This window comes from Simplicispira sp. (assembly GCF_028687295.1).
In the GTDB taxonomy this organism is placed as follows: domain Bacteria; phylum Pseudomonadota; class Gammaproteobacteria; order Burkholderiales; family Burkholderiaceae_C; genus Simplicispira; species Simplicispira metamorpha.
In genome coordinates this window covers 1-24,099 of record NZ_JAQUAL010000036.1, presented here as the reverse complement: position 1 = coordinate 24,099, position 24,099 = coordinate 1, and the positions used below count along the sequence as shown (strand labels likewise).

The following is a 24,099-nucleotide window of genomic DNA, read 5'->3' as shown; positions in this document are numbered from 1 at the left end:
GCGGCACGCTGATGCTCGACGAACTGGGCGAGCTGCCCCTGCCCGCGCAGGCCAAGCTGCTGCGCGTGCTGCAAACCGGCGAGATCGAGCGCCTGGGCGGCCACGAGGCCCGGCGCGTGGACGTGCGTGTGGTGGCCGCCACCAACGTCGATCTGGAGCAGGCCGTGCAGGAAGGGCGCTTTCGGCGCGACCTGCTCTACCGCCTGAACATCTACCCCATTCGCATCCCGCCCCTGCGCGAGCGCGCCAACGACATCGAGCTGCTGGCCATGCACCTGCTGCAAAAGTACGCCGTGCGCCACGGCAAGCGATTGGCCGGGTTTACCGACCGCGCCCTGCTGGCCATGCGTGCCCACGCCTGGCCGGGCAACGTGCGCGAGCTGGAGAACCTGATCGAGCGCGGTGTCATCCTCACGCCCTCGGACGAGAGCGTGGACGCCGACCTGCTGTTTCCGCACATCACCATGCAGGCGGGCGCCACCGTCAACGCGCGCGGCGCGCTCGAGCGCACCGTGGCCGCGCCCGCCCACCAGGCCGCCTCGCTGTACGACACGCTGCTGCACAGCGGCCTGTCGCTGGAGGCGCTGGAAGACACGCTGATCCGCGAGGCCGTGGCCCGCGCCGGAGGCAACCTCTCGGCAGCCGCGCGCGCCCTGGGCCTGACGCGGCCCCAACTGAGCTACCGGCTGTCGCGCCTGAACGAGCGCGCCCAGCCCTGACCCCACCCTGCACCACCATGGCCAAACGCACTTTTTTACCGGCCACCGCCAGCGCCGGGCTGCACGACGGCGCCGCCGCCCCCTCGCGCACCCTGATCGAGCAAACCTACGCGGCGCTGCGCAACGACATCATCGAAGGCCGGCTAGAGCCGGGCAGCAAGCTGCGCATCGAGCACCTGCGCGGCCAGTACAGCGTGGGCGCAGGCACGCTGCGCGAGGCCATCACCCGGCTGGCCAGCGATGCCCTGGTCACCAGCGAAGGGCAACGCGGCTTTCGGGTGGCGCCCATCGCCCTGGAAGAACTGGAAGACCTGACCCGGCTGCGCGTGCAGGTAGAAATCGAAGCCCTGCGCCAATCCATACGCCACGGCGGGGCCGCCTGGCGCGCGGCCGTGCGCAGCAGCTATGAGGCCATTTCTGCCCTGGAGCAGCCCATAGAGCCCGCACACCGGCGGCAGTGGGAAACCCTGAACGTGCGCTTTCACGAAACCCTGCTGGCGGGCCAGGCGTCGCCCTGGACGCAGAAAGTGCTGCGCCTGCTCTCGCGCCACGGCGAGCGCTACCGGCGCTACGCCATGGGCCTGCCCGGCTCGGTGCGCGACGTCCATGCCGAGCACACCGAAATCTGCGAGCTGGCCCTGGCAGGCCACGAAGCGCGCGCCGCCCTGGCGCTGGAGGCGCACATCCGCGCTACCCCCGACCTGCTGGCGCAGGCCCTGCGCAGTGGCCGGCTGGTGCTGCCCGGCGGCAGCGACGACGCGAGCGCTGGTGCCTGAGCCGATCAGGCGTTTGACGATGACAGGGTTTTGTTAGCCACTCTCAGTCCATCAGCCTGGATCTCATTCGCGATGCTGCGGCCGCTGATCCAACGACCGCAGCGATGCTGAAAGCAAGCCAGCGAGACTCGCCACCGTGCCTGCAACACCTGCAGCAATGAAGATCCCACGCACGCCGACCCATTCACCCAGAGATGCCGTGAGTGCGAGGCCCACTGGTGCAGCCAAAACCATGATGGTCGACATCAGCGACAGGACACGACCCTGCAAGTGGTTTGGAACGGTTGTCTGGAGCAAGGCAATCAGCGGCGCGTCCCCCAGTACGAAGGTGATGCCGCTGATTACCCACCAAACCACCGCGATGCCGAACAGGTTCTGGGGTACCAGGGCCGTCAGTGCCAGCGCCGTGCAAGATGCGGCAAAGCCCAGCAGAATCCAACGCACGGGTCTGCGTGGCGCCATCAATGCCACCAGCAGTCCACCCGTCAGCATCCCGGCACCCGCCAGACTTTCCATCAGTGCTACCTGCGAAGCGCCGCCTCCAAAGTGCTCCTTCACCAGAAGGGGCAGCAGCGTGAACGTCGGCATGACAGACAGCACCACCATGCCCAGCAATAGATAGAGCTGCCGCAAGCCTGGTGTGTGCCACACCACATCGAAGCCCTCCCGAAAATCCGACCACAGCCCTTTCTTCTCCCCCTTCACGTCAAACGCCTGCGGGATACGGAAGAACAGCAGCGGAACGATCCCCAGCAGCGCCGTGACTACGTCGATCGCCAGCGCCCAGCCCATCGGCATCACGCCGATTGCAAGCGCGCCGAGCGGCGCCGCAGCCACTACAGTCAGGCTCTGCAAGGATTGGTTCAGACCAGATGCGCGCACCAGAAAGCTGCCAGGCACCAGCATGACGACACTGGCAGCCGCAGCTGGCGACTGGAACGCCTGCATGGCGCTGCGCACCGCCATCATGGCGTAGGCGTGCCACAGCCCGACGCTGTCGGTCAGGAACAGTCCGATGAGCACCAGCATGCACATCGCGCTGACAGCATCGGCCGCGATCATCAGGAGCCGACGGCTGTAGCGATCAGCCAGGATGCCGCCAATAGGTGACAGCAATGCCTGCGGCAGCAAAGCTGCCGTCCCAGCCGTCGCCAGGGCCGAGAGGCTACCGGTGGTATCGGTGATCCACCAGAGCAGCACGAATTGGGTCAGCGCAGAGCCCACCAGCGAAAGTGCCTGCCCGCTGAAAACCGTCCAAAAGCGCAGCCGCCACCTCGATCCGACACCTGGGCCTGCCTCAGGGCGTGCGATCTGCACCGACATCTGTGTCCCTCAGGCCTCCGCCCAACGCCTTGTAAAGCGCCACCGCGCTACCAAACTCACTGCGCCGCAGATCCAGCTGAGTCTGTCGGGCCGCGTACAGCTGGCGCTGCGCATCGAGCAATTCCAGCCGACCCTCGGTTCCAGCGCGATAGCGCAGGCTGGACAGTTCGGCACGACGCTCAGCGCTCGCCACCGCACGGGTCTGCGCCTCGATCTGCCTGGCGTAGGTCTCACGTCCAGCCAGGCCATCAGCCACTTCCCGAAAGGCGGTCTGGATGGCCCGCTCATACTCGGCCACGGCGCTCAACTTGCGCACTTCGGCAAGCCGCAGCTCCGACCGCAGCCGACCACCCGAGAACAGCGGAACGGTGAGCTGCGGTGCGAAGCTCCACACACGCTGACCGCCATCGAACAGTCCGCTCATGGCAGGGCTGGCATAGCCGAGCGAGGCCGTCAAAGATAGCTGCGGAAAAAATGCCGCCCTCGCGGCACCGATATCCGCGTTCGCTGCCACCAGGGAATGCTCAGCCTGCTGGATATCGGGCCGCCGATACAGCAGGTCTGAAGGCAGCCCAGCAGGCAGTTGGGTTACTACAGACTGGGCTTGCAATGACAACGGTGGCGGCAGATCGCCCGGAATCTCCACGCCGATCAAAAGCCGCAGCGCGTTGCCTGCCTGTGCCAACGCGCGCCTGCGAGCCTCCGCATCGGCTTCAGCCATCGCCACTTGCCCTTCGGCATGCGCGACATCCAGTGCACTGCTCTGCCGGGCAGCCTTCAACCGCTGTGCCAAGTCCAGCGACTGGTTCCAGTCGGACAGCGTGTGCTCGGACAACTGCAACTGCTCCTGGGCCAGACGCTCGGCGAAGTAAGCATCGGCCACTGCGCCTACCAGCGCGATTTGCGCGGCACGCCGTCCCTGGTCGCTGGCCAGGTAGCGGGCAAAGGCAGCATCGGACAGCGACCGCACGCGGCCAAAGAGGTCGATCTCGAAAGCGCTCAAGCCCACGCTGGCGCCAAACTGGTTCTGCACGGCTACAGAAACTGCCGGATTCGACCCATTGTTGACGGCAGTCCACTGGCGCGTCGCACTGCCAGTCGCATCGATGCCAGGCAGCCGCGCCGCACGCTGGATGCCGTACTGGGCTTGCACGGCCTCAACGTTCAATGCGGCAATGTGCAGGTCACGGTTGTTCTCGACCGCCAGCGCGATCAGACGCTGCAGCCGCAGGTCGCCGAACATGCTTCGCCAACCAAGGTCGGCGCCGTGCTCTGCGGGGGCAGATGCGGTCTGCTGCGGATACGCCGTCGGGATCGGTGCCGCAGGTTTGGCCAGCTCCGGTGTCAGCGAGCAGGCGGACAGTGCCAGAGCAAAAAAAGCAGGAAGAGGAAAAACGAGAAATCGCATGGTCGTCAACCCTCCTGCCCCTGTGCATCCAGGGCCTGCGGTCGGTAGAACGCCCGCCAGCGGTCAATCCGCTCCTGCAGGCCCATCACGAACACGAAGAACACGGGAACGAAGAAAATGGCCAGCACGGTGGCGGCGACCATTCCGCCGAACACGCCGGTGCCAATCGCGTGCTGGGTCTCGGCACTCGCACCGGAAGCAACCATCAACGGCACCACGCCGAGCCCGAAGGCAAGCGACGTCATCAGGATCGGACGTAGCCGAAGACGTGCGGCTTCCACTGCCGACTCGACCAGTCCCTTACCCTGCTCGCGCAGCTGCTTGGCGAATTCCACGATAAGGATGGCATTCTTGGCCGACAGGCCGATCACGGTGATCATCCCGACCTTGAAGAACACGTCGTTGGGCAAGCCGCGCAACATGACGGCACCCACGGCGCCGAGCAGGCCGAGCGGCACCACCAGCATCACCGACAGCGGGATGGCCCAGCTCTCGTAGAGTGCAGCAAGCACCAGAAACACCACCAGCATGGACAGTGCCATCAGCATCGGGGCCTGGGCGGCAGACTGCCGCTCCTGTAGCGACTGACCGGTCCATTCGAGGGCGAAGCCGGGCGGCAGCTGGCGGGCCAGCCGCTCCATCTCCGCCATGGCCGCTCCGCTGGAGGTGCCTGGTGCAGCACTGCCCGAGATGCGCGTGGCAGGGAAACCCAAGTAACGCACCAGTTGCAGCGGTGTGTCGGTCCACACCGGGGTAACGACCTCTTTCAGCGCCACCATGCCACCGCTGCTGTTGCGCACGTAAAGCCGCAGCACGTCGTCGATCTGCATACGGGCGGGTGCATCGGCCTGGATGATGACCTGCTGCATGCGCCCGGCGTTGGGGAAGTCGTTCACGTAGGCTGAGCCCATCGCGGCGGACAGGGTTTCGCTGATGTTGGAGAAGGAGACCCCCAGCGACTCGGCCCTCTGACGGTCAATGTCCAGACGGATGCTGGTCCCCGCAGGTAAGCCGTCGGGATAGACGCCGGTAACGACTTTGCTCTGGGCGGCCAGCTCCAGCAGCTTTGCTTCTGCTGCCTTCAGCGCCGCATAGCCTTGGTTAGCCCGATCCTGTAGCCGCAGCGCGAAGCCGGAGCTGTTGCCCAGTTCGTCGATCGCTGGCGGCATGAGGCTCATGAACGTGCCCTCGGTGGTGCCAGCCATCGCCTGTTGGGCCAGCGCCACCTCGCCTTTGGCCGTCGCCCCGTCACGCTTGTCCCAGTCGTTGAGCATGGTAAATGCCATGGCCGCGTTGGCTCCCGAGCCGGAGAAGCCAAACCCGACAACGGACATGTTGGACTGGATGGAAGGGCGGCTCGCAGTGTGTTCCTCGAACTTCTTGACCACGTCCAGCGTACGCTCCATGGTGGCATCGGCCGGCAGTTGGACCACCGACATGAAGTATCCCTGGTCTTCTTCGGGCAGGAAGGCCGATGGCAGTTGCCGGAAGGCGAGCACCAGGACCGCAGTCAACGCAGCGAACACCAGCATGACGCGACCGGAGCGTGCTACCAACTGCCCGATACGCGACTCGTAGCGCATGTTCATGGCGTCAAACCGGCGGTTGAACCAGCCGAAAAATCCTCGTTTCTCGTGGTGGCCAGAGTCCACCGGCTTGAGCAGCGTCGCGCACAGCGCTGGCGTGAGCGTCAATGCCAAAAAGGCGGAGAACAGGATCGCCACTGCCATCGATAGCGTGAACTGCTTGTAGATCACGCCCACCGAGCCACTGGCAAAAGCCATGGGGATGAACACCGCAGTCAGCACCAGAGTGATACCGATCACTGCGCTCGTGATCTCCTTCATGGCCTTCATGGCGGCCTCACGCGGCCCGAGCCCTTCCCTGGCCATGATCCGCTCGACGTTCTCCACCACCACGATAGCATCGTCAACGATGATGCCGATAGCCAGCACCATGCCGAACATAGTGAGCACGTTGATGGAAAAGCCGAATACCAGCATCACGGCGAAGGTGCCTAGCAAGGCGATCGGCGCCACGATGGCCGGTATCAGCGTGTACCGGATGTTCTGTAGGAACAGGAACATCACCAGGAACACCAGCACCATGGCTTCGATCAAGGTGTGGATCACCTTCTCGATGGAAATCTTCACGAAGGGCGCTGTGTCGAACGGCACCGAGTAGTTCATGCCCGCAGGCATGGCGCGGCTCAACTCTTTCAGCCTGTCCCGCACGCCCTGCGAAGTGCGCACGGCGTTAGCACCCGGGGAAAGCTGCACAGCCGCCGCAGTGGCGACCTTCCCGTTCTCACGGTTGATGAAGCCATAGGACTGCGCACCCAGCTCGACCTTGGCCACGTCACCCATCGTCACCTTGGAGCCATTGGCATTGGCGCGCAGCACGATGGCTGCGAACTGTTCGGGCGTGCTCAGTTGGCCCTGCACCGTCAGCGGAACGGTGACACGCTGCCCGGGCAGCGATGGCGAAGCACCGATAGCACCCGGCGCGATTTGCGCGTTCTGCTGGCTGACCGCAGCTGACAGGTCGTTCATAGACAGGCCGTATGAGATCAGCTTGGCGGGGTCCACCCAGATGCGCATGGCCTGCTCGGCACCGAACAGCTGTACCTTGCCCACGCCCTCGATGCGACGGAGCTCTTCGACCATGTTGCGCACGAGATAGTCGCTGAGCTCGGTCTCATCGAAGCGACCGTCGTCCGAGGTCAGGCCGATGATCATCAGGAAGCCTGATGCAGCTGACTCGACTGTCAATCCGTTCTGGCGCACCGTCTGCGGAAGTCGTGGTTCGATCGCCTTGAGCTTGTTCTGAACGTCGACCTGCGCCATGGCAGGGTCGGTGCCCGGCTTGAAGGTGGCAACAATCGAAGCATAGCCCGAGTTGTCAGCTGACGACTCGAAGTACAGCAGGCTCTTGACGCTGGACAGCTCGCGCTCGATAAGGCTGATCACCCCATCGTTCATGGTCTGCGGTGACGCGCCGGGATATGCAGCCGTGATGCTGACCATGGGCGGAGCGACCGAGGGATAGCGCGCGATTGGCAACATCGGAATGGCGATCGCACCAAAAAGGATGATGAAAAGAGCAATCACCCAGGCAAAGACCGGGCGCTTGATGAAGAACTGAGGCATGACCAATCCTTCAGCGCGCGGAAGCAGCAGCGGCTTGCGTCCCATGCAGGACAGCAGTCACTTCTGCCTGCTTCCAGTCCTGGGCTGTTACGGCTGCACCATCAGCCAAGCGCTCCATGCCTTCGACAACGACCTTCTGGCCAACACTGAGACCAGATCGCACGTGATAGCTACGGTCGGCCAGTTCACCCAGCTCGACTGGTTTGCGATGCACCTTCCCCAGGGCATCAAGGGTCCACACCTGCGGCTTTCCCGCGACGCGCACCACAGCCTGCTGCGGAACCATAAGCGCTTCGGCGTAGGCGGCGTGCGGCACCCGTGCCCGCACGAACATACCCGGCAGCAGCTGGCGCTGGGGGTTGTCCACCAGCACGCGCAGCAGCACGTCGCCGGTTCCGGCATCGACATTGACGCCAGAGAACAAGATGTGCCCCTTTACCGGATAGGGTTCACCGTTGCTGCGCAATACCGTCACTGGTAGCCCGTTGCCAGAGTTGCCCCTGGTTCCCGCAAGTGCCTGCTGCAGGGCTTCCAGCGAGGCCGCTGGACGGCGCACGTCCACGTACACTTGGTCGATCTGCTGGATGCGTGCCATCGGATTGGTGTCGCTACTGCTGACCAAGGCCCCCTCGGTGACCAGTGTCTGGTCGATGCGGCCGGAGATCGGTGCTTCCACCAGCGCGAACTTCAAGTCGAGCTGCTTGCGCGCCAGGGCCGCGCGCGCCTGGGCCACATCTGCCACGGCCTGCTCGCGCTGGGACACGGCATCGTCATAAACCTGTCCGCTTACAGCGTCAGCCGCGACCAGGGGCTGGAGCCGCGCTGCCTGGGTCCGCGCTCGGGCCAGCGCGGCTTCGGCACGCTGCAAGCTCGCCGCAGCGGTGTCCATCTCGGCCTTGAAAGGGGCGGGGTTGATCTGAAACAGGCCCTGTCCAGCACGGACTTCGGTGCCCTGCTCAAACAGGCGGCGTTGCACGATGCCACCGGCCTGAGGCCGGATCTCGGCCACACGCACAGCCGCCACACGCCCCGGCAGCTCCTCCATGAGCTCAAGCCTGGTCGCGCTCACCGTCATAACGGAAACCACGGGCGGTGGTTGAGCCGTATCTGGCTCTGCGGCGCCGCAGCCAGCGAGCAGAAGGAATACCAGGGGGGAAAAGCTACTCAGGCGGAGCAGGAAATCAATCTTCATATGGGTATCTCCGGGAAGCCGACGGACCTCCGCCAGCGGCAATTCAGGCGATTGTTCGAAGACCGTGTCGCGACTCGGACAAGCCTGTGTGGAGATTCGATGGAGACGCCGCTGGCGTACCATTCCCGCATGCCGACCACGCCCGTTGCGGCCGGGGACAACCCCGGTATCCAAGCCCTTGTTCTCATCGCTGAAGACGAGCCGGAGATCGCGGCCATCCTGGAGGCCTATCTGCGCCGCAGCGGCCTTCGCACCGTACATATCGCAGATGGACGCCGGGCGCTGGAACTCCATCTACAGTTAAAACCCGACCTGGTGCTGCTGGACGTACAGATGCCGCAGGCCGACGGCTGGCAGGTGCTGGCAGAGATCCGGCACCGAGGTGACACGCCAGTCATCATGCTGACAGCGATGGACCAGGATATCGACAAGCTCACCGGCCTGCGCATCGGCGCGGACGACTATGTGGTTAAACCCTTTAACGCCGCAGAGGTGGTGGCACGCGTGCAGGCGGTGCTGCGCCGGTCCCGCTCCCGCAGCAGTGCAGAACCACGCGTGCTTCGAGCCGAGCCGCTGGAGATCGACCTGGAGCACCATGAGGTCTTCGTGAAGGTCGCCGGCCAGCGCCATCGGTTGGTTCTGACGCTCACGGAATTCAAGCTGCTGGCCCAGCTGGCGAAAGCCCCCCGGCGCGTTTTCAGCAGAGCTGAACTGCTGGTCAACTGCCTGCCGGAAGGCGATGCCTTGGAGCGGACAGTGGACAGCCACATCAGCAAGCTGCGCAGGAAGCTCGAAGAGCTGGGCGTCGAAGGCATCCCAACGGGCATCCGCGGCGTGGGCTACAAACTGGGAAGCGCCGAATGAAGCTAGAGGGACTAAGTAGGGAGATCGCTCGGTCGATGATGGCGATCGCGTTCAGCGTGAGCCTGTTCATGCTGCTGACTTCCTACGCCTTCTTCTTCCTCTGGAAGACTTACTGGCCTGAAAACTTCGATGCGGAAAACATGGTTCCGACGGCTCCCGAGTGGCTATGGATGATTGGCACCACCTTGGCCGGTTTGGCGCTGGCGGTCGTGGTCGGCATCAATCTCTCCAAGCGCATCCTGGTGCCACTGAACTCCGTGGCCGACAGCATTCGCCGGGTCGCGCAGGGGGATCTCGCGGCGCGGGCGGACGCGGGTGATCCGTCCCTGGGTGAAGCGGCCTCTCTGGCCGATGACTTCAACCTGCTCGCGGAAAAACTGCAACGTATGACGCAGGAGCAGACGCTCTGGAATGCGGCGATAGCCCACGAGCTGCGGACACCCGTCACCATCCTGCGTGGGCGTCTTCAGGGATTGGCCGAGGGTGTATTCGAACCGAAGGAAGCGCTGTTCCAGACGCTGTTGACACAGGTGGACGGGCTGGCTCGCCTGATTGAAGACCTGCGCGTCGTGGGCTTGGCCGAAAGTGGTCACCTCGATCTGCACGTGCGCAAAGCCAACCTGGACGAAGAAATCCAGGACGTGGTCGCATTCTGCGATGCGGCGCTCCGCTCGGCAAGGCAGCGGGTCGTGCTGGACCTCCAGGCGGGCGTGGTGCCTTGCGACCCCATGCGCATCCGCCAGGCCCTACTCGCGCTGATCGAAAACGTCCGCAGACATGCCGTGGCTGGCACCGTGCTCATCCAGAGCCGACTGGATGGCGCCAATGTCTGCTTCAGCATGGAAGATGAAGGCCCCGGCATTGCGCCTGAGTTCGCGTCCCAGGTCTTTACCGCCTTTCGGCGCAATCCCGCCGCACATACGCAGGACGATCACAAGGGAAGCGGACTTGGACTCGCCGTGGTGGCTGCGATTGCGCAGGCGCACGGCGGACAGGCAAACTGCCGGTCCACGAACCGCGGAGGCTCTCGATTCGAGATCAGCTGGCCAAGGGTATGACACTGAAAATACGGAAGCTGCTTCGAGATATTTCCCGCCAAAGGCAACCGAGGCTTGATACAGCCGTCCTTCATGCATGCAGTCCGTGAGCTGGCCGCTGTCGTGGTCCAGTTTTTCGGACACGCTCCATCAGGGGCTTCGAAGACTTTTCCGCTCATAGCCGCGTCGTTGTTTTCACTCGAAGAGGAAATCAAGTTCAGCATTCACAGATAACCACTCTCTATTAGCAACAACCACCCCCATGCTCCACTACCACACCGTCCCCGTCACGCCCTTCCAGCAAAACTGCTCCATCGTCTGGTGCGACGCCACGCACCAGGCCGCCGTCATTGACCCCGGTGGCGACCTCGACCTGCTGCTGGCCGAAGTCCAGCGCCTGGGCTTGACGCTGACACAAATCTGGCTCACCCACGGCCACATCGACCACGCGGGCGGCACCGGTGAGCTGGCCCAGCGCCTCTCCCTGCCCATCATCGGCCCGCACCCGGGCGACCAGTTCTGGATCGACGGCCTGCCCCAGCAAAGCGTGCAATTTGGCTTTGCGCCCGCGCAGCCCTTTGCCCCCACGCGCTGGCTGCACGACGGTGACACCGTGCAGATTGGCCACGAGACTTTGAACGTGCGCCACTGCCCCGGCCACACGCCGGGCCATGTGGTGTTCCACGCCCCACAAATCGACCGTGCCTTTGTCGGCGACGTGCTGTTTGCCGGCAGCATTGGGCGCACCGATTTCCCCCAGGGCAACCACCAGCAGCTCATCGACAGCATCACCCAGCGCCTGTGGCCCATGGGCGACCAGACCGTGTTCATCCCCGGCCACGGCCCCGAGAGCACCTTTGGCCGCGAGCGCCAGAGCAACCCCTACGTGGGCGGCACCTGACTCGGGGCAGCGGGAAGCACGCGCCCACAAATAATGGTCAAATCGGCGTCCAAGGCGCTCCCACGGTGCGCCATCAGCTACTGATTTAAGAGCGCCCTGCGGGCGTGCGGCCCCTGCGGCGTAGCGTGCGCCCGCCCCTCCCCCCTTTGTGCGATGTCTGACCTCTCCCTCATTGCCCGCCACGCGGGCACCGTGCTGACCGGCCAACTGGCCGTGATGGCTTTTGGTATCACCGACACCATCGTGGCCGGGCGCCATGCCGAGGCGTCGCTGGCGGCGCTGTCGGTGGCGTCGGCAATTTTTGTCAGCGTGTACGTGGCCCTGACCGGCGTGCTGCAAGCGCTGCTGCCGGTGTGGTCAGAGCAGCGCGGCGCCCACCGGCCCGAGGCCATCGGCCAGTCGCTGCGCCAGGGGCTGTACCTGTGCGCGCTGGCCTCGGTGGCCGGGGCGGCGGTATTGCTGTCGCCGGGGCCGCTGCTGGGCGCCGCCGGTGTGCCGCCCGCGCTGCACGCGCCCGTGGAGCGCTACCTGGCCGTGCTGGCCACGGCGCTGCCGCTGGCGCTGCTGTTTCGGCTGTTCAGCACGCTCAACCAGGCGCTGGGCCAGCCCCGGCTGGTCACGCACATCCAGGTGCTGGGCCTGGTGCTGAAGGTGCCTTTGTCGATCTGGCTGACCTTTGGCGGCGCAGGTCTGCCCGCACTGGGCGTGGAGGGCTGCGCCTGGGCCACGCTGCTGGTGCAGGCGGCCATGCTGGCCACGGCGCTGTGGCTGGCGCGCACCCAGGCGCTGTACCGGCCACTGCGCCTGTGGCAGCGGCTGGAGCGCCCCGATGGCCGCCAGCTGCGCCACTTTGCCCGCCTGGGCGTACCCGCCGGGCTGGCGATTCTGGTGGAAGTGACCTCGTTCACGCTGATGGCGCTGTTCATTGCCCGCCAGGGCACCACGGCAGCAGGCGCGCACCAGATCGCCGCCAACCTGGCCGCCGTGCTCTACATGGTGCCGCTGTCGCTGGCCATTGCCACCAGCGCACGCGTGAGCTTCTGGCGCGGCGCCGGTGACGAGGCCCGCGCCCGCCTGGCCGCTTTGACAGGTTTCAAGGCGGTAGGGCTGATGGCGATTGCGCTGGCAGCTCTTTTATTCATAGCAAAAGACGCGGTGGTCACGCTCTACTCCGGCCATGCGGCGGTGGTGGCGGTGGGCGCGCCGCTGGTGGCGTGGGTGGCGCTGTACCACGTGGTGGATGCAGTGCAGTGCTTTTGCATTTTTGTGCTGCGCTGCTACCGCATCACGATCGCGCCGCTGGTGGTGTACAGCCTGCTGCTGTGGGGCGCGGGCCTGGGCGGCGGCTATGTGCTGGCCTACCACGGCTGGGGCCCCTGGCCCGCCCAGCCCACGCCCGCCGTGTTCTGGATCACCAGCGCAGCGGCGCTGGCCGTCACAGCGCTGGCCTTTGTCGCCATGCTGCGGCGCTGCCTGGCACGGGCGGATGGCGTGGCTGAAAATTTGAACCAAAACAGGCTTTAACGAGCGCCCAGCAAGCGCGAGCAGCTCTACTTTTAGGAGCATCTCAGATGCGTGCTGGCAGCGCTTTAGCCCCTGCGCTGCGCCGCGTCATACAAGCCCTGCACCTTGGGCACGTTCTGCTCCAGCTCGCGGATGCGCTGGGGGCCGCTGGGGTGGGTCGATAAAAACGCCAGCCCGCTTTTGCCGCCGCTGGCCTCGCCCATCTTGCGCCACAGGCTCACGGCGGCGGCGGGGTGGTACCCGGCGCGCGCGGCCAGCTCCAGGCCCACCAGATCGGCATCGCTCTCGTCGCTGCGGCTGAATTGCAGCGTCAAAAGTTGTCCGCCCAGGTTGGCCGCCAGGTGGCCCAGGTCGCCCAGCCCCAGCAGCTGTGCGCCCAGGCGCAGGCCCAGGTTGGTGGCCTGGGTTTTGGCGATGCGCTCGCGGGCGTGCTCGCGCAGGGCGTGGGCCATTTCGTGGCCCATGACCATGGCGGCTTCGTCATCGGTCAGGCGCAGTTTGTCGAGGATGCCGGTGTAGAACACGATCTTGCCGCCGGGCATGCAAAAGGCGTTGATCTGCGGGCTGCCAATCAGGTTGACCTCCCAGCGCCAGTCGCGCACGCGGGGGTTCCAGGGCGCAGCAAACGGCACCAGGCGCTGGGCGATGGCGCGCAGGCGCTGCAACTGCGGGTGGCTGGCAGGGGCCAGGGCCTTTTGTGCGCGGGCCTGCTCCAGCATCTGGCTGTATTGCTGGGTGGCGGCGCCCTCCAGCGTCTCGGCAGGCACCAGACGGCGCATGGCCGAGGCCGCGCCCACATCCACCTGCGCCAGCGCGGGCGCAGCGGCCAGCGCACCGGCACTGAGCACAAAAGCGCGGCGCGCCGACCAGGGGCCGTGCGCGGCCACATCGGCGGCCACGGCAGAGGCGCCAGCGCCGCGCACCAGGCCGGTGGTGGCGTCGGCGGCAGCGGCAGCGGCTGCACCAGTGGCGATCAAGGGGCGGGGGCAAAACAGGCACATGGGCCAATAATAGGCAAAAAGGATGCCTTCCATGCCAGACCATTCCGCCAGCGCAGCCTCTGCCGCCGCTGCCACGGCCACCAGCCCCCTGCCGACCTCCACCACATCCACCGCCGCCCCCCGCCCACGCCCGCCCTGGCGCCAGACGCTGCGCGTGTACCTGGAGCCCGCCAGCCTGCGCATGCTGACGCTGGGCTTTGCCGCCGGGTTGCCGCTGCTGCTGGTGCTGGGCACGCTGTCGTTCTGGCTGCGCGAGGCGGGCATTGACCGCACCACTATCGGCTACCTGAGCTGGGTGGGGCTGGCCTACGCCTTCAAGTGGGTCTGGTCGCCGCTGGTCGATCGCATGCCGCTGCCCCTGCTCACGCGCTGGCTGGGGCGGCGGCGCAGCTGGCTGCTGCTGTCGCAGCTGGCCATCATGGCGGGGCTGGCGGGCATGGCTTTCAACGACCCCCGGGTGGCGCTGGCGCCGGTGGTGTGGTGTGCGCTGGCCGTGGCGTTTGGCTCGGCCACGCAAGACATCGCGCTGGATGCGTTTCGCATCGAATCGGCCGACACCGACCACCAGGCCGCCCTGGCCGCCACCTACCAGACGGGCTACCGCCTGGCCATGATCTGGGCCGGTGCGGGCGTGCTGTGGGTGGCGGCGCGGGCCGAAGTGAGCGGCGCCAGCGGCTACCAGCACGGCGCCTGGCAAACGGCCTACCTGATCATGGCCGCCTCCATGCTGGTGGGCACGCTCACCGTGCTGCTGTCCAAAGAGCCCGTGCAGCGCCCGCTGGCGCCGTCGCGCAACCTGATGGAGTGGCTGCGCGGCGCGCTGATTGATCCGTTTGCCGACTTTTTGACGCGCTACCGCTGGCAGGCCGTGCTCATCCTGGCGCTGATTGCGGTGTACCGCATCAGCGATGTGGTGATGGGCATCATGGCCAACCCGTTTTATGTGGACATGGGCTACACCAAGGACGAAGTGGCCGCCGTCACCAAGGTGTATGGCGTGGTCATGACGCTGGTGGGCGCCTTTGTGGGCGGGGCGCTGGCCATGCGCCTGGGCGTGATGCGCGTGCTGATGCTGGGCGCCGTGCTCAGCGCGGCCAGCAACCTGCTGTTTGCCTGGCTGGGCACGCGCGGCCACGATGTGACGGGGCTGATCTTTGTCATCTCTGCCGACAACCTGGCCGGGGGCATCGCCTCAGCGGCGTTCATCGCCTATCTGTCGGGGCTGACCAATGTGCAGTACTCGGCCACGCAGTACGCGCTGTTCAGCTCCATGATGCTGCTGCTGCCCAAATGGCTGGCGGGTTTCTCCGGGCGCTTTGTCGATGCCTACGGCTACCCCGAGTTTTTTATCAGCACCGCCTTGCTGGGCCTGCCAGTGCTGGTGCTGGTGGCGCTGGTTTCCAGAATGAAATCAGCCCCTAAGCCTTGATGGGTGTGCGCTAACAGCTATGATTTTTGGAGTAAACCAGCGGCACAGTCACTGTGCCAGCGCCGCTGATTTACCCCAGCTTTACGGCCACTTCAACGCTGCGAGATGCGCAGGTGCCACCATCGGGTCGGCACAGCACCTTCGCTGGGTGATCTTGCCCCCTTCTCTTGACCATTTGGGCCTGCCATGACCGCACAACTGCTGATGATTGAAGACGACACCCGCCTGGCGCAGATGGTGGGCGAATACCTGGGCCAGTCGGGCATGCAGGTGGCGCACTGCGGCGATGGGGGCAGCGGCCTGGCGCAGTTGCAGAGCCAGGGCGGCGCGCCGCTGCCCGATCTGGTCATCCTGGATTTGATGCTGCCCGACATGGACGGGCTGGACGTGTGCCGCCGCATCCGCGCCCTGCCCGGCCCGGCTGCGCGCGTGCCGGTGCTGATGCTCACGGCCAAGGGCGACCCCATGGACCGCATCATCGGCCTGGAACTCGGCGCCGACGACTACCTGCCCAAACCCTTTGAGCCGCGCGAGCTGCTGGCGCGCATCCGAGCCATCCTGCGCCGGCGCAGCAGCGGCCCCGCCCCGGCCGCCCAGCTGATGCGCTTTGGCACGCTGGAGATCGACCGCGACGCGCGCACCGTCACCGTGGCGGGCCAGCCCGCTGAACTGACCTCTTACCAATTCGACCTGCTGGTGGCCATGGCCGAGCGCGCGGGCCGCGTGCTCACGCGCGACCAGATCATGGAGGCGGTGCGCGGGCGCGAGCTGGAGGCCTTTGACCGTTCCATCGACGTCCACATGGGCCGCATCCGCGCCGCCATCGAGCAGGACGCCAAAAACCCGCGCCGCATCCTCACCGTGCGCGGCGTGGGCTACGTGTTTGCCAAGCAGCAGGATTGACGTGACACAACCCCCTGTGGCGCTGCGCGCCTCCGTACTGCCACCAGAGGCGGCGGCTCTTCGGGGCCGTCCAAGCCTGCGCAGGCAGGCTCGGAGCCGTGGCCCTCAGCCCCTTCTCTCGCATCGCTGCGCGCTGCGGGAAGGGGGACGCCGCCCCTGCGGCGGGGCGGCCCTTGCACGGCGGCCCTGGCGGGGGCTGCGCCAGCTGCACCTGCCCAATTTTCAGGGCGCAGGGCGTGGCGATGTTTGATCTTTTCTCGCGCCGCCTGTACCTGCGCATCTGGCTGGCGGTGGTGGGCGGCGTAGCCGTGCTGACGCTGGTGGTGGGCTGGGCCTGGCGCATTGCCGCCGAACAAAACGCCCAGCAGGCGGCCACACCACCGCCGCGCGAGATCGTGCTGCGCGACGCCCAGGGCCAGCCCCTGGTGGCCGGGCTGGCCACGCGCGTGCCCGGCCCACCCGGCGAGGGGCTGGAGCTGCGCATCGAGGCCCCCGACGGCCAGACCTACCGCTTGCAAATGGCCCCGCGCCCGCCGCGCAGCGAGCGCCCCGGCGGCGGCCCGGGACACCGCGCCGATGCCGCCTTCTGGACACGCCCGCCCTTTGGTTTTGTCTGGATGCTGGGCCTGGTCGGGCTGGCCGTGGCGGTGGGCGTGTTCCCCATCATCCGGCGCCTGTTCTCGCGCCTGGAGGTGCTGCAACGCAGCGTGCAGCGCTTTGGCGAAGGCGACCTGGCCGCGCGCGTGCCCGTGCAAGGCCACGATGAAGTGGCCGACCTGTCGCGCCAGTTCAACGCGGCAGCGGCGCGCATCGAGGCGCTGGTGCAGTCGCACAAATCGCTGCTGGCCAACGCCTCGCACGAGCTGCGCTCGCCGCTGACGCGCATCCGCATGGGGCTGGAACTCATGGGCGGCGAGCAGCCCTCGGCCAACTTCCGCGCCGAAATTTTGCGCAACATTGCCGAACTCGACCAGCTGGTGGACGAGATTTTGCTGGCCAGCCGCCTGGATGCGCGCGAGGCCGATGTGGGCACGATCGAACTGGTGGACTTGGTGGGCCTGGCCGCCGAAGAATGCGCGCGCGTCGATGCCGACCTGGACGCCAGCGCCGACGCGCTGGAGGTGGCGGGTGTGGCCAAGCTCTTGCGCCGGGCGCTGCGCAACCTGCTGGAAAACGCCCGCCGCTACAGCCAGGGCGACATCACCGTGGCCCTGCGCCGCAGCGGCGCCCTGGCCGAAGTGCGCGTGTACGACCACGGCCCCGGCGTGCCCGAGGCCCTGCGCGAGCGCATTTTTGAGCCGTTTTACCGCCTGCCCGGCGCCAGCGAGCGCGCCGGTGGCGTGGGCCTGGGTCTGGCGCTGGTGCGCTCCATCGCCCAGCGCCACGGCGGCAGCGTGCACTGCGAAGACCGCGAAGGCGGCGGCGCCTGTTTTGTGCTGCGGCTGCCGTTGCAGGCGGGGGCAGCGCCATTGCCGCCAGCATCCACTTCCATATAAGCCAAAACAGCCCCCAAGGCTTATGCAATAAGCGCAAGCAGCTATTATTTTTATAGCTTTTCTGCCACACCCTCTGGCGGAATCAGGCCCAGACAAGCGCGCAGCGCTGCCAGCGCTGGAGAGCAGCCATCGCTGTGGCTGACCAGCCAGGTGGTCTGGCGCGCATAGACCGGGGGCAAGTCGTGAACCACCACAGCGCTGGTATCGCACAGCGCCAGCACCGAGCGCGGCAGCAACCCGACGCCCATGCCAGCGGCCACGGAAGCCAGCAGCGCGTGGTAAGAACCAATCTCCACCACCGCGCCCCACCTTTGCGCCTGCGCCGCGCCCCAGGCCTGGGCCACGGCACGGTAGGCGCAACCGGCACTGAACGTGACCAGGGCGTGCTGGCCCCCGGCATGCAGGGGCGCCACCTGCACCAACTCTTCTTCAAAAACAGCCTGCCAGTGCAGCGTGGACGGAGGGTGCTGCGGGCCCGCCACCAGCACTGCATCGAAATCGCCGCGCGCCAGCCCGTCCAGCAAGGCCGCGCTGGTGCCCGTGCGCAACACCAGTTGCAGGCGCGGGCAGCTCTGGCGCAGTTGCACCAGCGGCAGGGGCAGGCGCGCGGCAGCGGTGCTCTCCATGGCGCCCAGGCGCAGCAATCCGGCCCCGGCACCCGGCGCCAACTCCGCGCGCAGGCGATCCATATCGCGCACCAGCGCGGCGCTGCGCTCGTACAGATGGCGCCCCTCGGGTGTCAGGCGCAGGTGCTTGCCTGTGCGCTCGAACAACGCGCTGCCCAGCCGCTGCTCCAGCGCCGCCAGCCGCGCCGACACACTCGACTGCACGCGGTGCAGGTGCCTGGCCGCCGCCGTGACACCGCCGTGATCGACCACCGCACGAAAGGTTTGCAAATCGACAAAATCCACCAAAACCCTCCCAATCCATCGGCTACAGCGATGGAAACCATCCATCTTATGCGTTGGACATGCCCGCAGGGCACCAAGACAATGGCCTCCATGACACACCTTCAACACTCCCGTTTTTCTGCCCGTTTTGGCCTGACCACCCCGGTGGCACTGGCCCCCATGGCCCTGGCCTCCGGTGGCGCGCTGGCGGCAGCCTGTGCCCGCGCCGGTGCCCTGGGGCTGGTGGGCGGTGGCTATGGCGACCTGGCCTGGACGCAGCGCGAATACCAGCTGGCGCTGCAAGCCGCCGACACCGGCCGCATCGGCTGTGGCTTCATCACCTGGAAGCTCGACGAGGACGCCTCGGCCCTCGACTGGGTGCTGAACTTGCCCGCCGCGCAGCGCCCGCGCGCGGTGATGCTCTCGTTTGGCGACCCGCGCCCCTACGGCGCACGCATTGCCGCCAGCGGCGCGGCGCTGATCTGCCAGGTGCAGTGCATGGCGCAGGTGCCGCAGGCGATAGAGGCCGGGGCCAGCGCCATCGTGGCGCAAGGCGCCGAAGCAGGTGGCCACGGCATGGATGCGCTCCATGGCCGCGCCACGCTCACCTTCGTGCCCGAGCTGGCCGACTGGCTGGCCGCGCACAGCCCCGACACCCTGCTGCTGGCCGCTGGCGGCATTGCCGATGGCCGCACGCTGGCGGCGGCGCTGGTGCTGGGTGCCGATGGCGCACTGGTCGGATCGCGCCTGTGGGCCACGCAAGAGAGCCTGGCACCGGCAGGCGCCAAGGCGCTGGCCGTGCAAACCGATGGCGATGGCACGGCACGCACGGCCATTTTTGACATCCTGCGGCGCAAGAACTGGCCCGCACCCTACGACTTCCGGGCCATCCGCAACCCGCTGCACCGACAGTGGGAGGGCCACATCGACGCCCTGCGCGCTGCCCCCGAGGAGGCCCGCGCTGCCTACGATGCGGGCGTGGCAGCGGGTGATTTCAGCGCCGCCCACGCCACCGCAGGCGAGGCCGTGGGCCTGATCCACGATCTGCCCGGCGCCGCCGAGCTGATCGCCCGCATGGATGCGCAGGCCCGGGCACGGCTGGCGCCGCGTTGAGGCTCAGGTACGCAGGCGGCCCCGGTCTGGCGCATGGGTGCAGGGCGCGTACAGCGCCGCAAACACCAGCATCACCATGAACAAATAGAACATGTTGCCGCTGTTGTGCGCCAGAAAAGCCTGCGTCAGGCCAAAGCCCAGGTAGAGCACGGGCAGCGCCAGCCCCACCAGGCGCAGCGCCAGTGCGGTGCCTTCAGGGCGATGCAAGTCAGCCGCCAGGCGCCGCCGGGTGGGCCAGAAAATGGCCCACGGCACGGCATACAGCACCAGCAAAGCGAGCACACCGGGCAGGCCGCGCTTGGCAAACAAGTCCAGCGCTTCGTTGTGGCCGTGGTCAAACTGCAATACGAAGGGATGGGCCTGTCCTGCGGCCACGCGGCGCTGTTTTTCCAGGACATAGCCGGTGCGGCCCCAGCCCGTCCAGGGCTTGTCCCAACCCATGGCCCACGCCAGACGCCAGTGGTCCAAGCGCTGGCCTACGGATGAGCCGGCCTGACCATGGCGGGCGTAATCAAGCACCTCGGCGCGCGCGGTGCCCCAGCGCTGCGACAGCTCGGGGCCTTGCAGCACCAGCGCAGCCGCAGCGGCCAGCGCGCACAAAGCAGCGGCGCGCCACAGCGTGCGCCGGTGTCCCCAGCGCCACAGCAGCGCCAACCACAGCGGCAAACTCAGGCCCAGCGCCAGCCAGCCGCCACGTGACATGGACAGCAACGAGCCCAGCAGCCCCAGCAACAGGCCCAGAGCCAATCCAGCCACGGCCCAGCGGCGCAGTACCCCGCCCATAGCGCACAACACCAGGCCACACATCACACCCAGCGCCAGGCTGAGGTTGCCGTATTGGATGGCATTGGTAAAGCCAGCCACGCGGCCCACGCCCAGCACATCGGCCTGGTACAAGGCCAGCAACCCGCTGCCCGTGGCGCCCACCGCCAGCCCCCACCACAGCGCGCGCGCAGGGGGCGGATACACCAGCAAGTAAAACAGACAAGGTACCGCCAGCAGGTATTTGCTGGCGCGGTCAAGGTGGCGCAGGCCGTAGCCAGCGTCCACGTCCAGCGCCCACACCAGCCCCATCAGGGTGATGGCAGCGACCAGTGCCCAAGCGCCTGTACGGGCCGCACCTGCGGGGCGGTGCCACCAGGTGGGCACCGTGGCCAGGCTGCACAACAGCAGCAGCACCGCGCCCCAGGAGTAGCCCGACGGCAACCACAGCGCCAGCCCCGGCACCATAAAGGCGGCCACAGCGGTGAGCTGAGGCCAGAAAAGCGGATGGGCTTTCAACGGCCCGCCCGATCCGTGAGCGTATCGCGGTCATAAAACAACACCGCATACCGGAAAAATGCTTCCAGACCAATGAACAGGCAGTACAAAAAGCCCGCACCGCCGCACAAAAAACCCAGGCGCAGCACATACATGCGCAAGAACATCACCCCCCCGGCCAGCAAGCCGCGCAGCACGCCACCGCGCTGGCCCTGTGCTGCGCGCTTGGCAGCGCCCAGCAGGGCGTATTGGGTCATTTTTTCAAGGCTGGTGCGCACACTGTCGCGGGCATGGTGCAACAGCGGCGTCTGCATGACACGGCGGGGGGTATCGGGGTTAGCCAGCACGGCTTCTTCATGCACGACGCCCGTCCAGCCCAGAATCTGGTCACGGCGAAACAGGCGCGCGACTTTGGTGTGGGCGCGCAAATAGCGCAGCTCACGGCCATAGGCCACCATGCGCCAGCGGATTTGCCACACCGCCGTCGAACCCGAACGCACAATGGCCTGCAACTCTTGCTGGAATGCGCTCGACATCACCTCGTCGGCATCGAGAAAAAAAACGTAATCGGTGTTGGCGTAGGCCAGCTGGCGCATGCGCTGCACAGCAAAACCTTGCCAGTCGGCGTGGACAAAGACTTCGGCGCCGATGGCGCGCGCACGCTCTATGGTGTCATCGGTGCTGCCACTGTCGACCACGACCAGGCGGTCGGCAAAGGCAGCGCTGCGCAGGCACGCCTCAATGCGGCGCGCCTCGTTGTGCGTCAACACCGCCACCGTGAGCGTGGGCGATGGCACGCCAGCAGAGGCTGGCTGCGGCATCAGTGCCCGTGGTGGACATGCTCCCCCGCCTTCAGGCGGTACACCGTGCCGCAATACGGGCACTTGGCTTCACCGGTGTGCGCCACGTCCAAGTACACCTTGGGGTGGCTGCTCCAGAGCTGCATTTGCGCTTTGGGGTTGGGGCAGAACACCCCGCCTTGGCCGTTCAGGTCTTTGGCCAACAGTTCAACAACGGCTTGGGACATGGTCAGACCTTGGTGAGCCAGTGGGCGTATTTCGGGTTGCGGCCATTGACGATGTCAAAGAACGCGCTCTGGATTTTTTCGGTGATGGGGCCGCGGCTGCCGCTGCCGATTTCGATGCGGTCAAGCTCACGGATGGGCGTGACTTCAGCGGCAGTGCCGGTAAAGAAAGCCTCATCAGCGATGTACACCTCGTCGCGCGTGATGCGCTTTTGCACCACTTCCAGGCCCAGGTCTTTGGCAATGTGAAAGATGGTGTTGCGCGTAATACCGTTGAGCGCACCTGCCGACAAATCGGGCGTGTAAATCACGCCGTTTTTGATGATGAAGATGTTCTCACCCGCACCTTCCGAGACAAAACCGGAGGCATCGAGCAACAGCGCTTCGTCGTAGCCGTCGTCCGTGGCTTCCATATTGGCCAGGATGGAGTTGCTGTAGTTGCTCACTGCCTTGGCCTGCGTCATGGTGATGTTGACGTGGTGGCGGGTGTAGCTGCTGGTTTTGACGCGAATGCCGCGCTTCATACCTTCTTCGCCCAGGTAGGCACCCCAGGCCCAGGCGGCGCACATCACATGGATTTGGTTGCCCTTGGGCGATACGCCCAGCTTTTGGTCACCAATCCAGACCAAGGGGCGGATGTAGCCGCTTTCCAGATTGTTCTCGCGGATCACGGCTTTTTGCGCTTCGTTCACGGCTTCCTGGGTGAACGGGATTTTCATGCGCAGGATTTTGGCGCTGTTGAACAAGCGTTCGGTGTGCTCTTGCAAACGAAAAACGGCCGTGCCATTGACCGTGTTGTAGGCGCGTACGCCCTCAAAGGCACCACAGCCGTAGTGCAGGGTATGGGTCAACACATGGATCTTGGCATCGCGCCAATCGACCATCTGGCCGTCCATCCAGATTTTGCCGTCACGGTCGGCCATCGAGGGAACTACGGGGCTCATGGGTGTCCTTTGGGTAGCAGCATTCGCAGAACCCGGGATTTTACGGCGTGGCAGTGGTTTCGGGGCGCCAAAGCACCCAACTGACCAGGCGGCCATTGCGGAACTCGCAGGTGACGTGCGAGCCACCCGCATCCGTCCAGCGGTACACCTCGGGCTGCGCCTCCTGCTCGGACTGCAAGGCGCCCAGCGAACGCGTCAAGGCCACCACGTGCAACAACGTCACCCCCGTGCGCAGGCGGGCATTGAGCATCACGGCGCTGCCCACATGGCCGATGGGGCGGTCTGCGGCTTTGCGCAGCACAGCCATGGTGCGATTGAAGTGCAGCAGCAGCCACATGAGCAGGCCGCCCGCCACCACGGCCACGCCCATCCAGCCATACATCTGCTGGGCGGCAATGACCACCACCGTGCCCACAAGGGGCATCCATAAATTTCTCCAGTTCATCCCTTGATTGTCTTATGCCTGCGCGCCAGGCCGTGGTGGAAAGCACGTAGACGGCCAGCCCGCCTTACGCCCGCTGGGGCCTCCGTCTCAGACCAGGCCGCGCACTACCTGCATGGCCTCTTCCACGCGCTCCACGGCGTGGATGGTCAAGCCTTCAATCGGTTTTTTGGGGGCATTGGCCTTGGGCACCACAGCCACTCTGAAACCCAGTTTGGCGGCCTCTTTCAACCGCTCCTGACCGCGCGGTGCCGGGCGCACCTCCCCGGCCAGTCCCACCTCGCCAAAGGCCAAAAAACCTTTGGGCAGGGGCTTGCCGCGCAGGCTGGAGGTGATGGCCAGCATCACCGCCAGGTCAGCGGCAGGCTCACTGATGCGCACGCCGCCCACGGCGTTGACAAACACATCCTGGTCGGCGCAGGCAACGCCCGCATGGCGGTTGAGTACGGCCAGCAGCATGGCCAAGCGGTCGCGCTCCAAGCCCACCGACAGGCGCCGGGGGCTGGGGCCACCGCCATCGACCAGCGCCTGGATCTCGACCAGCAGCGGGCGCGTGCCCTCCAGCGTCACCAGAACACAGCTGCCGGGCACCGGCTCGCTGTGCTGGCTCAGAAAAATGGCGCTGGGGTTGGCCACCCCCTTGAGGCCTTTTTCCGTCATGGCAAACACGCCAATCTCGTTGACGGCGCCAAAGCGGTTCTTGA

General features: G+C 66.1%; 22 protein-coding genes. 10 read left to right on the top strand and 12 right to left on the bottom strand.

What is annotated here, in order from left to right; all coding sequences use genetic code 11:
• Both PHX69_RS06250 and PHX69_RS06245 read left to right on the top strand, forming a co-directional pair.
• Nucleotides 1-719, top strand: a 719-nt coding sequence (locus PHX69_RS06250) for a sigma 54-interacting transcriptional regulator (RefSeq protein WP_288042872.1), incomplete at its 5' end; no start/stop codon positions are given.
• Nucleotides 720-736: 17 nt separating this feature from the next.
• Nucleotides 737-1,495, top strand: a complete 759-nt coding sequence (locus tag PHX69_RS06245; protein ID WP_288042870.1) for a GntR family transcriptional regulator — start codon at nucleotides 737-739, stop codon at nucleotides 1,493-1,495.
• Nucleotides 1,496-1,558: 63 nt separating this feature from the next.
• Here PHX69_RS06245 and PHX69_RS06240 read toward each other — a convergent pair whose 3' ends face one another.
• The 4 genes from PHX69_RS06240 to PHX69_RS06225 are packed head-to-tail and all read right to left on the bottom strand — an operon-like array spanning nucleotide 1,559 to nucleotide 8,567.
• A complete protein-coding gene (locus PHX69_RS06240) occupies nucleotides 1,559-2,818 on the bottom strand; it encodes an MFS transporter (protein WP_288042868.1) in 1,260 nt (419 codons plus the stop codon).
• Nucleotides 2,793-4,226: an efflux transporter outer membrane subunit gene (locus tag PHX69_RS06235; protein ID WP_288042866.1), complete on the bottom strand. Its 1,434-nt coding sequence runs from the start codon at nucleotides 4,224-4,226 to the stop codon at nucleotides 2,793-2,795. The genes PHX69_RS06240 and PHX69_RS06235 overlap by 26 nt, the downstream gene beginning before the upstream one ends.
• Nucleotides 4,227-4,231: 5 nt before the next feature.
• On the bottom strand, nucleotides 4,232-7,375 hold the full coding sequence (locus PHX69_RS06230; protein ID WP_288042864.1) for a multidrug efflux RND transporter permease subunit: 3,144 nt from the start codon (nucleotides 7,373-7,375) through the stop codon (nucleotides 4,232-4,234).
• A gap of 10 nt (nucleotides 7,376-7,385) precedes the next feature.
• Nucleotides 7,386-8,567: an efflux RND transporter periplasmic adaptor subunit gene (locus PHX69_RS06225; RefSeq protein ID WP_288042863.1), complete on the bottom strand. Its 1,182-nt coding sequence runs from the start codon at nucleotides 8,565-8,567 to the stop codon at nucleotides 7,386-7,388.
• Nucleotides 8,568-8,696: 129 nt separating this feature from the next.
• Here PHX69_RS06225 and PHX69_RS06220 point away from each other — a divergent pair, with 129 nt between their 5' ends.
• The 4 genes from PHX69_RS06220 to PHX69_RS06205 all read left to right on the top strand — a co-directional run bounded on the left by PHX69_RS06220 (nucleotide 8,697) and on the right by PHX69_RS06205 (nucleotide 12,893).
• Nucleotides 8,697-9,431, top strand: coding sequence for a response regulator (locus PHX69_RS06220; protein ID WP_288042874.1), 735 nt, complete (start codon nucleotides 8,697-8,699; stop codon nucleotides 9,429-9,431).
• Nucleotides 9,428-10,489, top strand: coding sequence for an ATP-binding protein (locus tag PHX69_RS06215; RefSeq protein ID WP_288042861.1), 1,062 nt, complete (start codon nucleotides 9,428-9,430; stop codon nucleotides 10,487-10,489). The genes PHX69_RS06220 and PHX69_RS06215 overlap by 4 nt, the downstream gene beginning before the upstream one ends.
• Nucleotides 10,490-10,730: 241 nt before the next feature.
• Nucleotides 10,731-11,369: an MBL fold metallo-hydrolase gene (locus PHX69_RS06210; protein ID WP_288042859.1), complete on the top strand. Its 639-nt coding sequence runs from the start codon at nucleotides 10,731-10,733 to the stop codon at nucleotides 11,367-11,369.
• A gap of 153 nt (nucleotides 11,370-11,522) precedes the next feature.
• Nucleotides 11,523-12,893, top strand: a complete 1,371-nt coding sequence (locus tag PHX69_RS06205) for an MATE family efflux transporter (protein ID WP_288042857.1) — start codon at nucleotides 11,523-11,525, stop codon at nucleotides 12,891-12,893.
• Between the two features lie 65 nt (nucleotides 12,894-12,958).
• Here the strand turns inward: PHX69_RS06205 and PHX69_RS06200 are convergent, their stop codons facing one another.
• On the bottom strand, nucleotides 12,959-13,894 hold the full coding sequence (locus PHX69_RS06200) for a M48 family metallopeptidase (protein ID WP_502958484.1): 936 nt from the start codon (nucleotides 13,892-13,894) through the stop codon (nucleotides 12,959-12,961).
• A gap of 22 nt (nucleotides 13,895-13,916) precedes the next feature.
• Here PHX69_RS06200 and PHX69_RS06195 point away from each other — a divergent pair, with 22 nt between their 5' ends.
• The 3 genes from PHX69_RS06195 (at nucleotide 13,917) to PHX69_RS06185 (ending at nucleotide 17,722) form a co-directional block, all read left to right on the top strand.
• Nucleotides 13,917-15,323, top strand: a complete 1,407-nt coding sequence (locus PHX69_RS06195; RefSeq protein ID WP_502958482.1) for an AmpG family muropeptide MFS transporter — start codon at nucleotides 13,917-13,919, stop codon at nucleotides 15,321-15,323.
• Nucleotides 15,324-15,509: 186 nt separating this feature from the next.
• Nucleotides 15,510-16,226 carry a response regulator gene (locus PHX69_RS06190; protein ID WP_288042851.1) on the top strand — a complete coding sequence of 239 codons (717 nt, stop codon included), beginning with the start codon at nucleotides 15,510-15,512 and terminating at the stop codon, nucleotides 16,224-16,226.
• A gap of 242 nt (nucleotides 16,227-16,468) precedes the next feature.
• A complete protein-coding gene (locus PHX69_RS06185) occupies nucleotides 16,469-17,722 on the top strand; it encodes an ATP-binding protein (RefSeq protein WP_502958481.1) in 1,254 nt (417 codons plus the stop codon).
• Between the two features lie 50 nt (nucleotides 17,723-17,772).
• On the opposite strand, the gene PHX69_RS06180 is transcribed toward PHX69_RS06185, so the two are convergent.
• Entirely contained in the window at nucleotides 17,773-18,633 is an 861-nt protein-coding gene (locus tag PHX69_RS06180) for a LysR family transcriptional regulator (protein WP_288042848.1), read from the bottom strand.
• A gap of 90 nt (nucleotides 18,634-18,723) precedes the next feature.
• On the opposite strand from PHX69_RS06180, the gene PHX69_RS06175 reads away from it, so the two are divergent.
• Nucleotides 18,724-19,725, top strand: coding sequence for an NAD(P)H-dependent flavin oxidoreductase (locus tag PHX69_RS06175; RefSeq protein ID WP_288042846.1), 1,002 nt, complete (start codon nucleotides 18,724-18,726; stop codon nucleotides 19,723-19,725).
• Between the two features lie 3 nt (nucleotides 19,726-19,728).
• On the opposite strand, the gene PHX69_RS06170 is transcribed toward PHX69_RS06175, so the two are convergent.
• The 6 genes from PHX69_RS06170 to PHX69_RS06145 form a co-directional block, all read right to left on the bottom strand.
• Nucleotides 19,729-20,967, bottom strand: a complete 1,239-nt coding sequence (locus tag PHX69_RS06170) for an O-antigen ligase family protein (RefSeq protein WP_288042844.1) — start codon at nucleotides 20,965-20,967, stop codon at nucleotides 19,729-19,731.
• Between the two features lie 35 nt (nucleotides 20,968-21,002).
• A complete protein-coding gene (locus PHX69_RS06165) occupies nucleotides 21,003-21,806 on the bottom strand; it encodes a glycosyltransferase family 2 protein (protein ID WP_288042842.1) in 804 nt (267 codons plus the stop codon).
• Nucleotides 21,806-22,012 carry a zinc-finger domain-containing protein gene (locus tag PHX69_RS06160; protein WP_119013733.1) on the bottom strand — a complete coding sequence of 69 codons (207 nt, stop codon included), beginning with the start codon at nucleotides 22,010-22,012 and terminating at the stop codon, nucleotides 21,806-21,808. The genes PHX69_RS06165 and PHX69_RS06160 overlap by 1 nt, the downstream gene beginning before the upstream one ends.
• A 2-nt stretch (nucleotides 22,013-22,014) precedes the next feature.
• Nucleotides 22,015-22,953: a branched-chain amino acid transaminase gene (locus tag PHX69_RS06155; protein ID WP_119013732.1), complete on the bottom strand. Its 939-nt coding sequence runs from the start codon at nucleotides 22,951-22,953 to the stop codon at nucleotides 22,015-22,017.
• 40 nt (nucleotides 22,954-22,993) lie between these two features.
• Nucleotides 22,994-23,398 (bottom strand): glycerate kinase, encoded by a 405-nt coding sequence (locus PHX69_RS06150; protein WP_119013731.1) that lies wholly within the window; start codon nucleotides 23,396-23,398, stop codon nucleotides 22,994-22,996.
• Between the two features lie 87 nt (nucleotides 23,399-23,485).
• The coding region (locus PHX69_RS06145; RefSeq protein ID WP_288042838.1) for a magnesium chelatase domain-containing protein at nucleotides 23,486-24,099 on the bottom strand (614 nt) is incomplete at its 5' end.

Bases quoted from the DNA above. Each gene is read 5' to 3' on its own strand.
- PHX69_RS06245 (WP_288042870.1), top strand. From the start codon at position 737: ATGGCCAAACGCACTTTTTTACCGGCCACCGCCAGCGCCGGGCTGCAC.
- PHX69_RS06240 (WP_288042868.1), bottom strand. From the start codon at position 2,818: ATGTCGGTGCAGATCGCACGCCCTGAGGCAGGCCCAGGTGTCGGATCG.
- PHX69_RS06235 (WP_288042866.1), bottom strand. From the start codon at position 4,226: ATGCGATTTCTCGTTTTTCCTCTTCCTGCTTTTTTTGCTCTGGCACTG.
- PHX69_RS06230 (WP_288042864.1), bottom strand. From the start codon at position 7,375: ATGCCTCAGTTCTTCATCAAGCGCCCGGTCTTTGCCTGGGTGATTGCT.
- PHX69_RS06225 (WP_288042863.1), bottom strand. From the start codon at position 8,567: ATGAAGATTGATTTCCTGCTCCGCCTGAGTAGCTTTTCCCCCCTGGTA.
- PHX69_RS06220 (WP_288042874.1), top strand. From the start codon at position 8,697: ATGCCGACCACGCCCGTTGCGGCCGGGGACAACCCCGGTATCCAAGCC.
- PHX69_RS06215 (WP_288042861.1), top strand. From the start codon at position 9,428: ATGAAGCTAGAGGGACTAAGTAGGGAGATCGCTCGGTCGATGATGGCG.
- PHX69_RS06210 (WP_288042859.1), top strand. From the start codon at position 10,731: ATGCTCCACTACCACACCGTCCCCGTCACGCCCTTCCAGCAAAACTGC.
- PHX69_RS06205 (WP_288042857.1), top strand. From the start codon at position 11,523: ATGTCTGACCTCTCCCTCATTGCCCGCCACGCGGGCACCGTGCTGACC.
- PHX69_RS06200 (WP_502958484.1), bottom strand. From the start codon at position 13,894: ATGTGCCTGTTTTGCCCCCGCCCCTTGATCGCCACTGGTGCAGCCGCT.
- PHX69_RS06195 (WP_502958482.1), top strand. From the start codon at position 13,917: ATGCCTTCCATGCCAGACCATTCCGCCAGCGCAGCCTCTGCCGCCGCT.
- PHX69_RS06190 (WP_288042851.1), top strand. From the start codon at position 15,510: ATGACCGCACAACTGCTGATGATTGAAGACGACACCCGCCTGGCGCAG.
- PHX69_RS06185 (WP_502958481.1), top strand. From the start codon at position 16,469: ATGTTTGATCTTTTCTCGCGCCGCCTGTACCTGCGCATCTGGCTGGCG.
- PHX69_RS06175 (WP_288042846.1), top strand. From the start codon at position 18,724: ATGACACACCTTCAACACTCCCGTTTTTCTGCCCGTTTTGGCCTGACC.
- PHX69_RS06165 (WP_288042842.1), bottom strand. From the start codon at position 21,806: ATGCCGCAGCCAGCCTCTGCTGGCGTGCCATCGCCCACGCTCACGGTG.
- PHX69_RS06160 (WP_119013733.1), bottom strand. From the start codon at position 22,012: ATGTCCCAAGCCGTTGTTGAACTGTTGGCCAAAGACCTGAACGGCCAA.
- PHX69_RS06155 (WP_119013732.1), bottom strand. From the start codon at position 22,953: ATGAGCCCCGTAGTTCCCTCGATGGCCGACCGTGACGGCAAAATCTGG.
- PHX69_RS06150 (WP_119013731.1), bottom strand. From the start codon at position 23,398: ATGAACTGGAGAAATTTATGGATGCCCCTTGTGGGCACGGTGGTGGTC.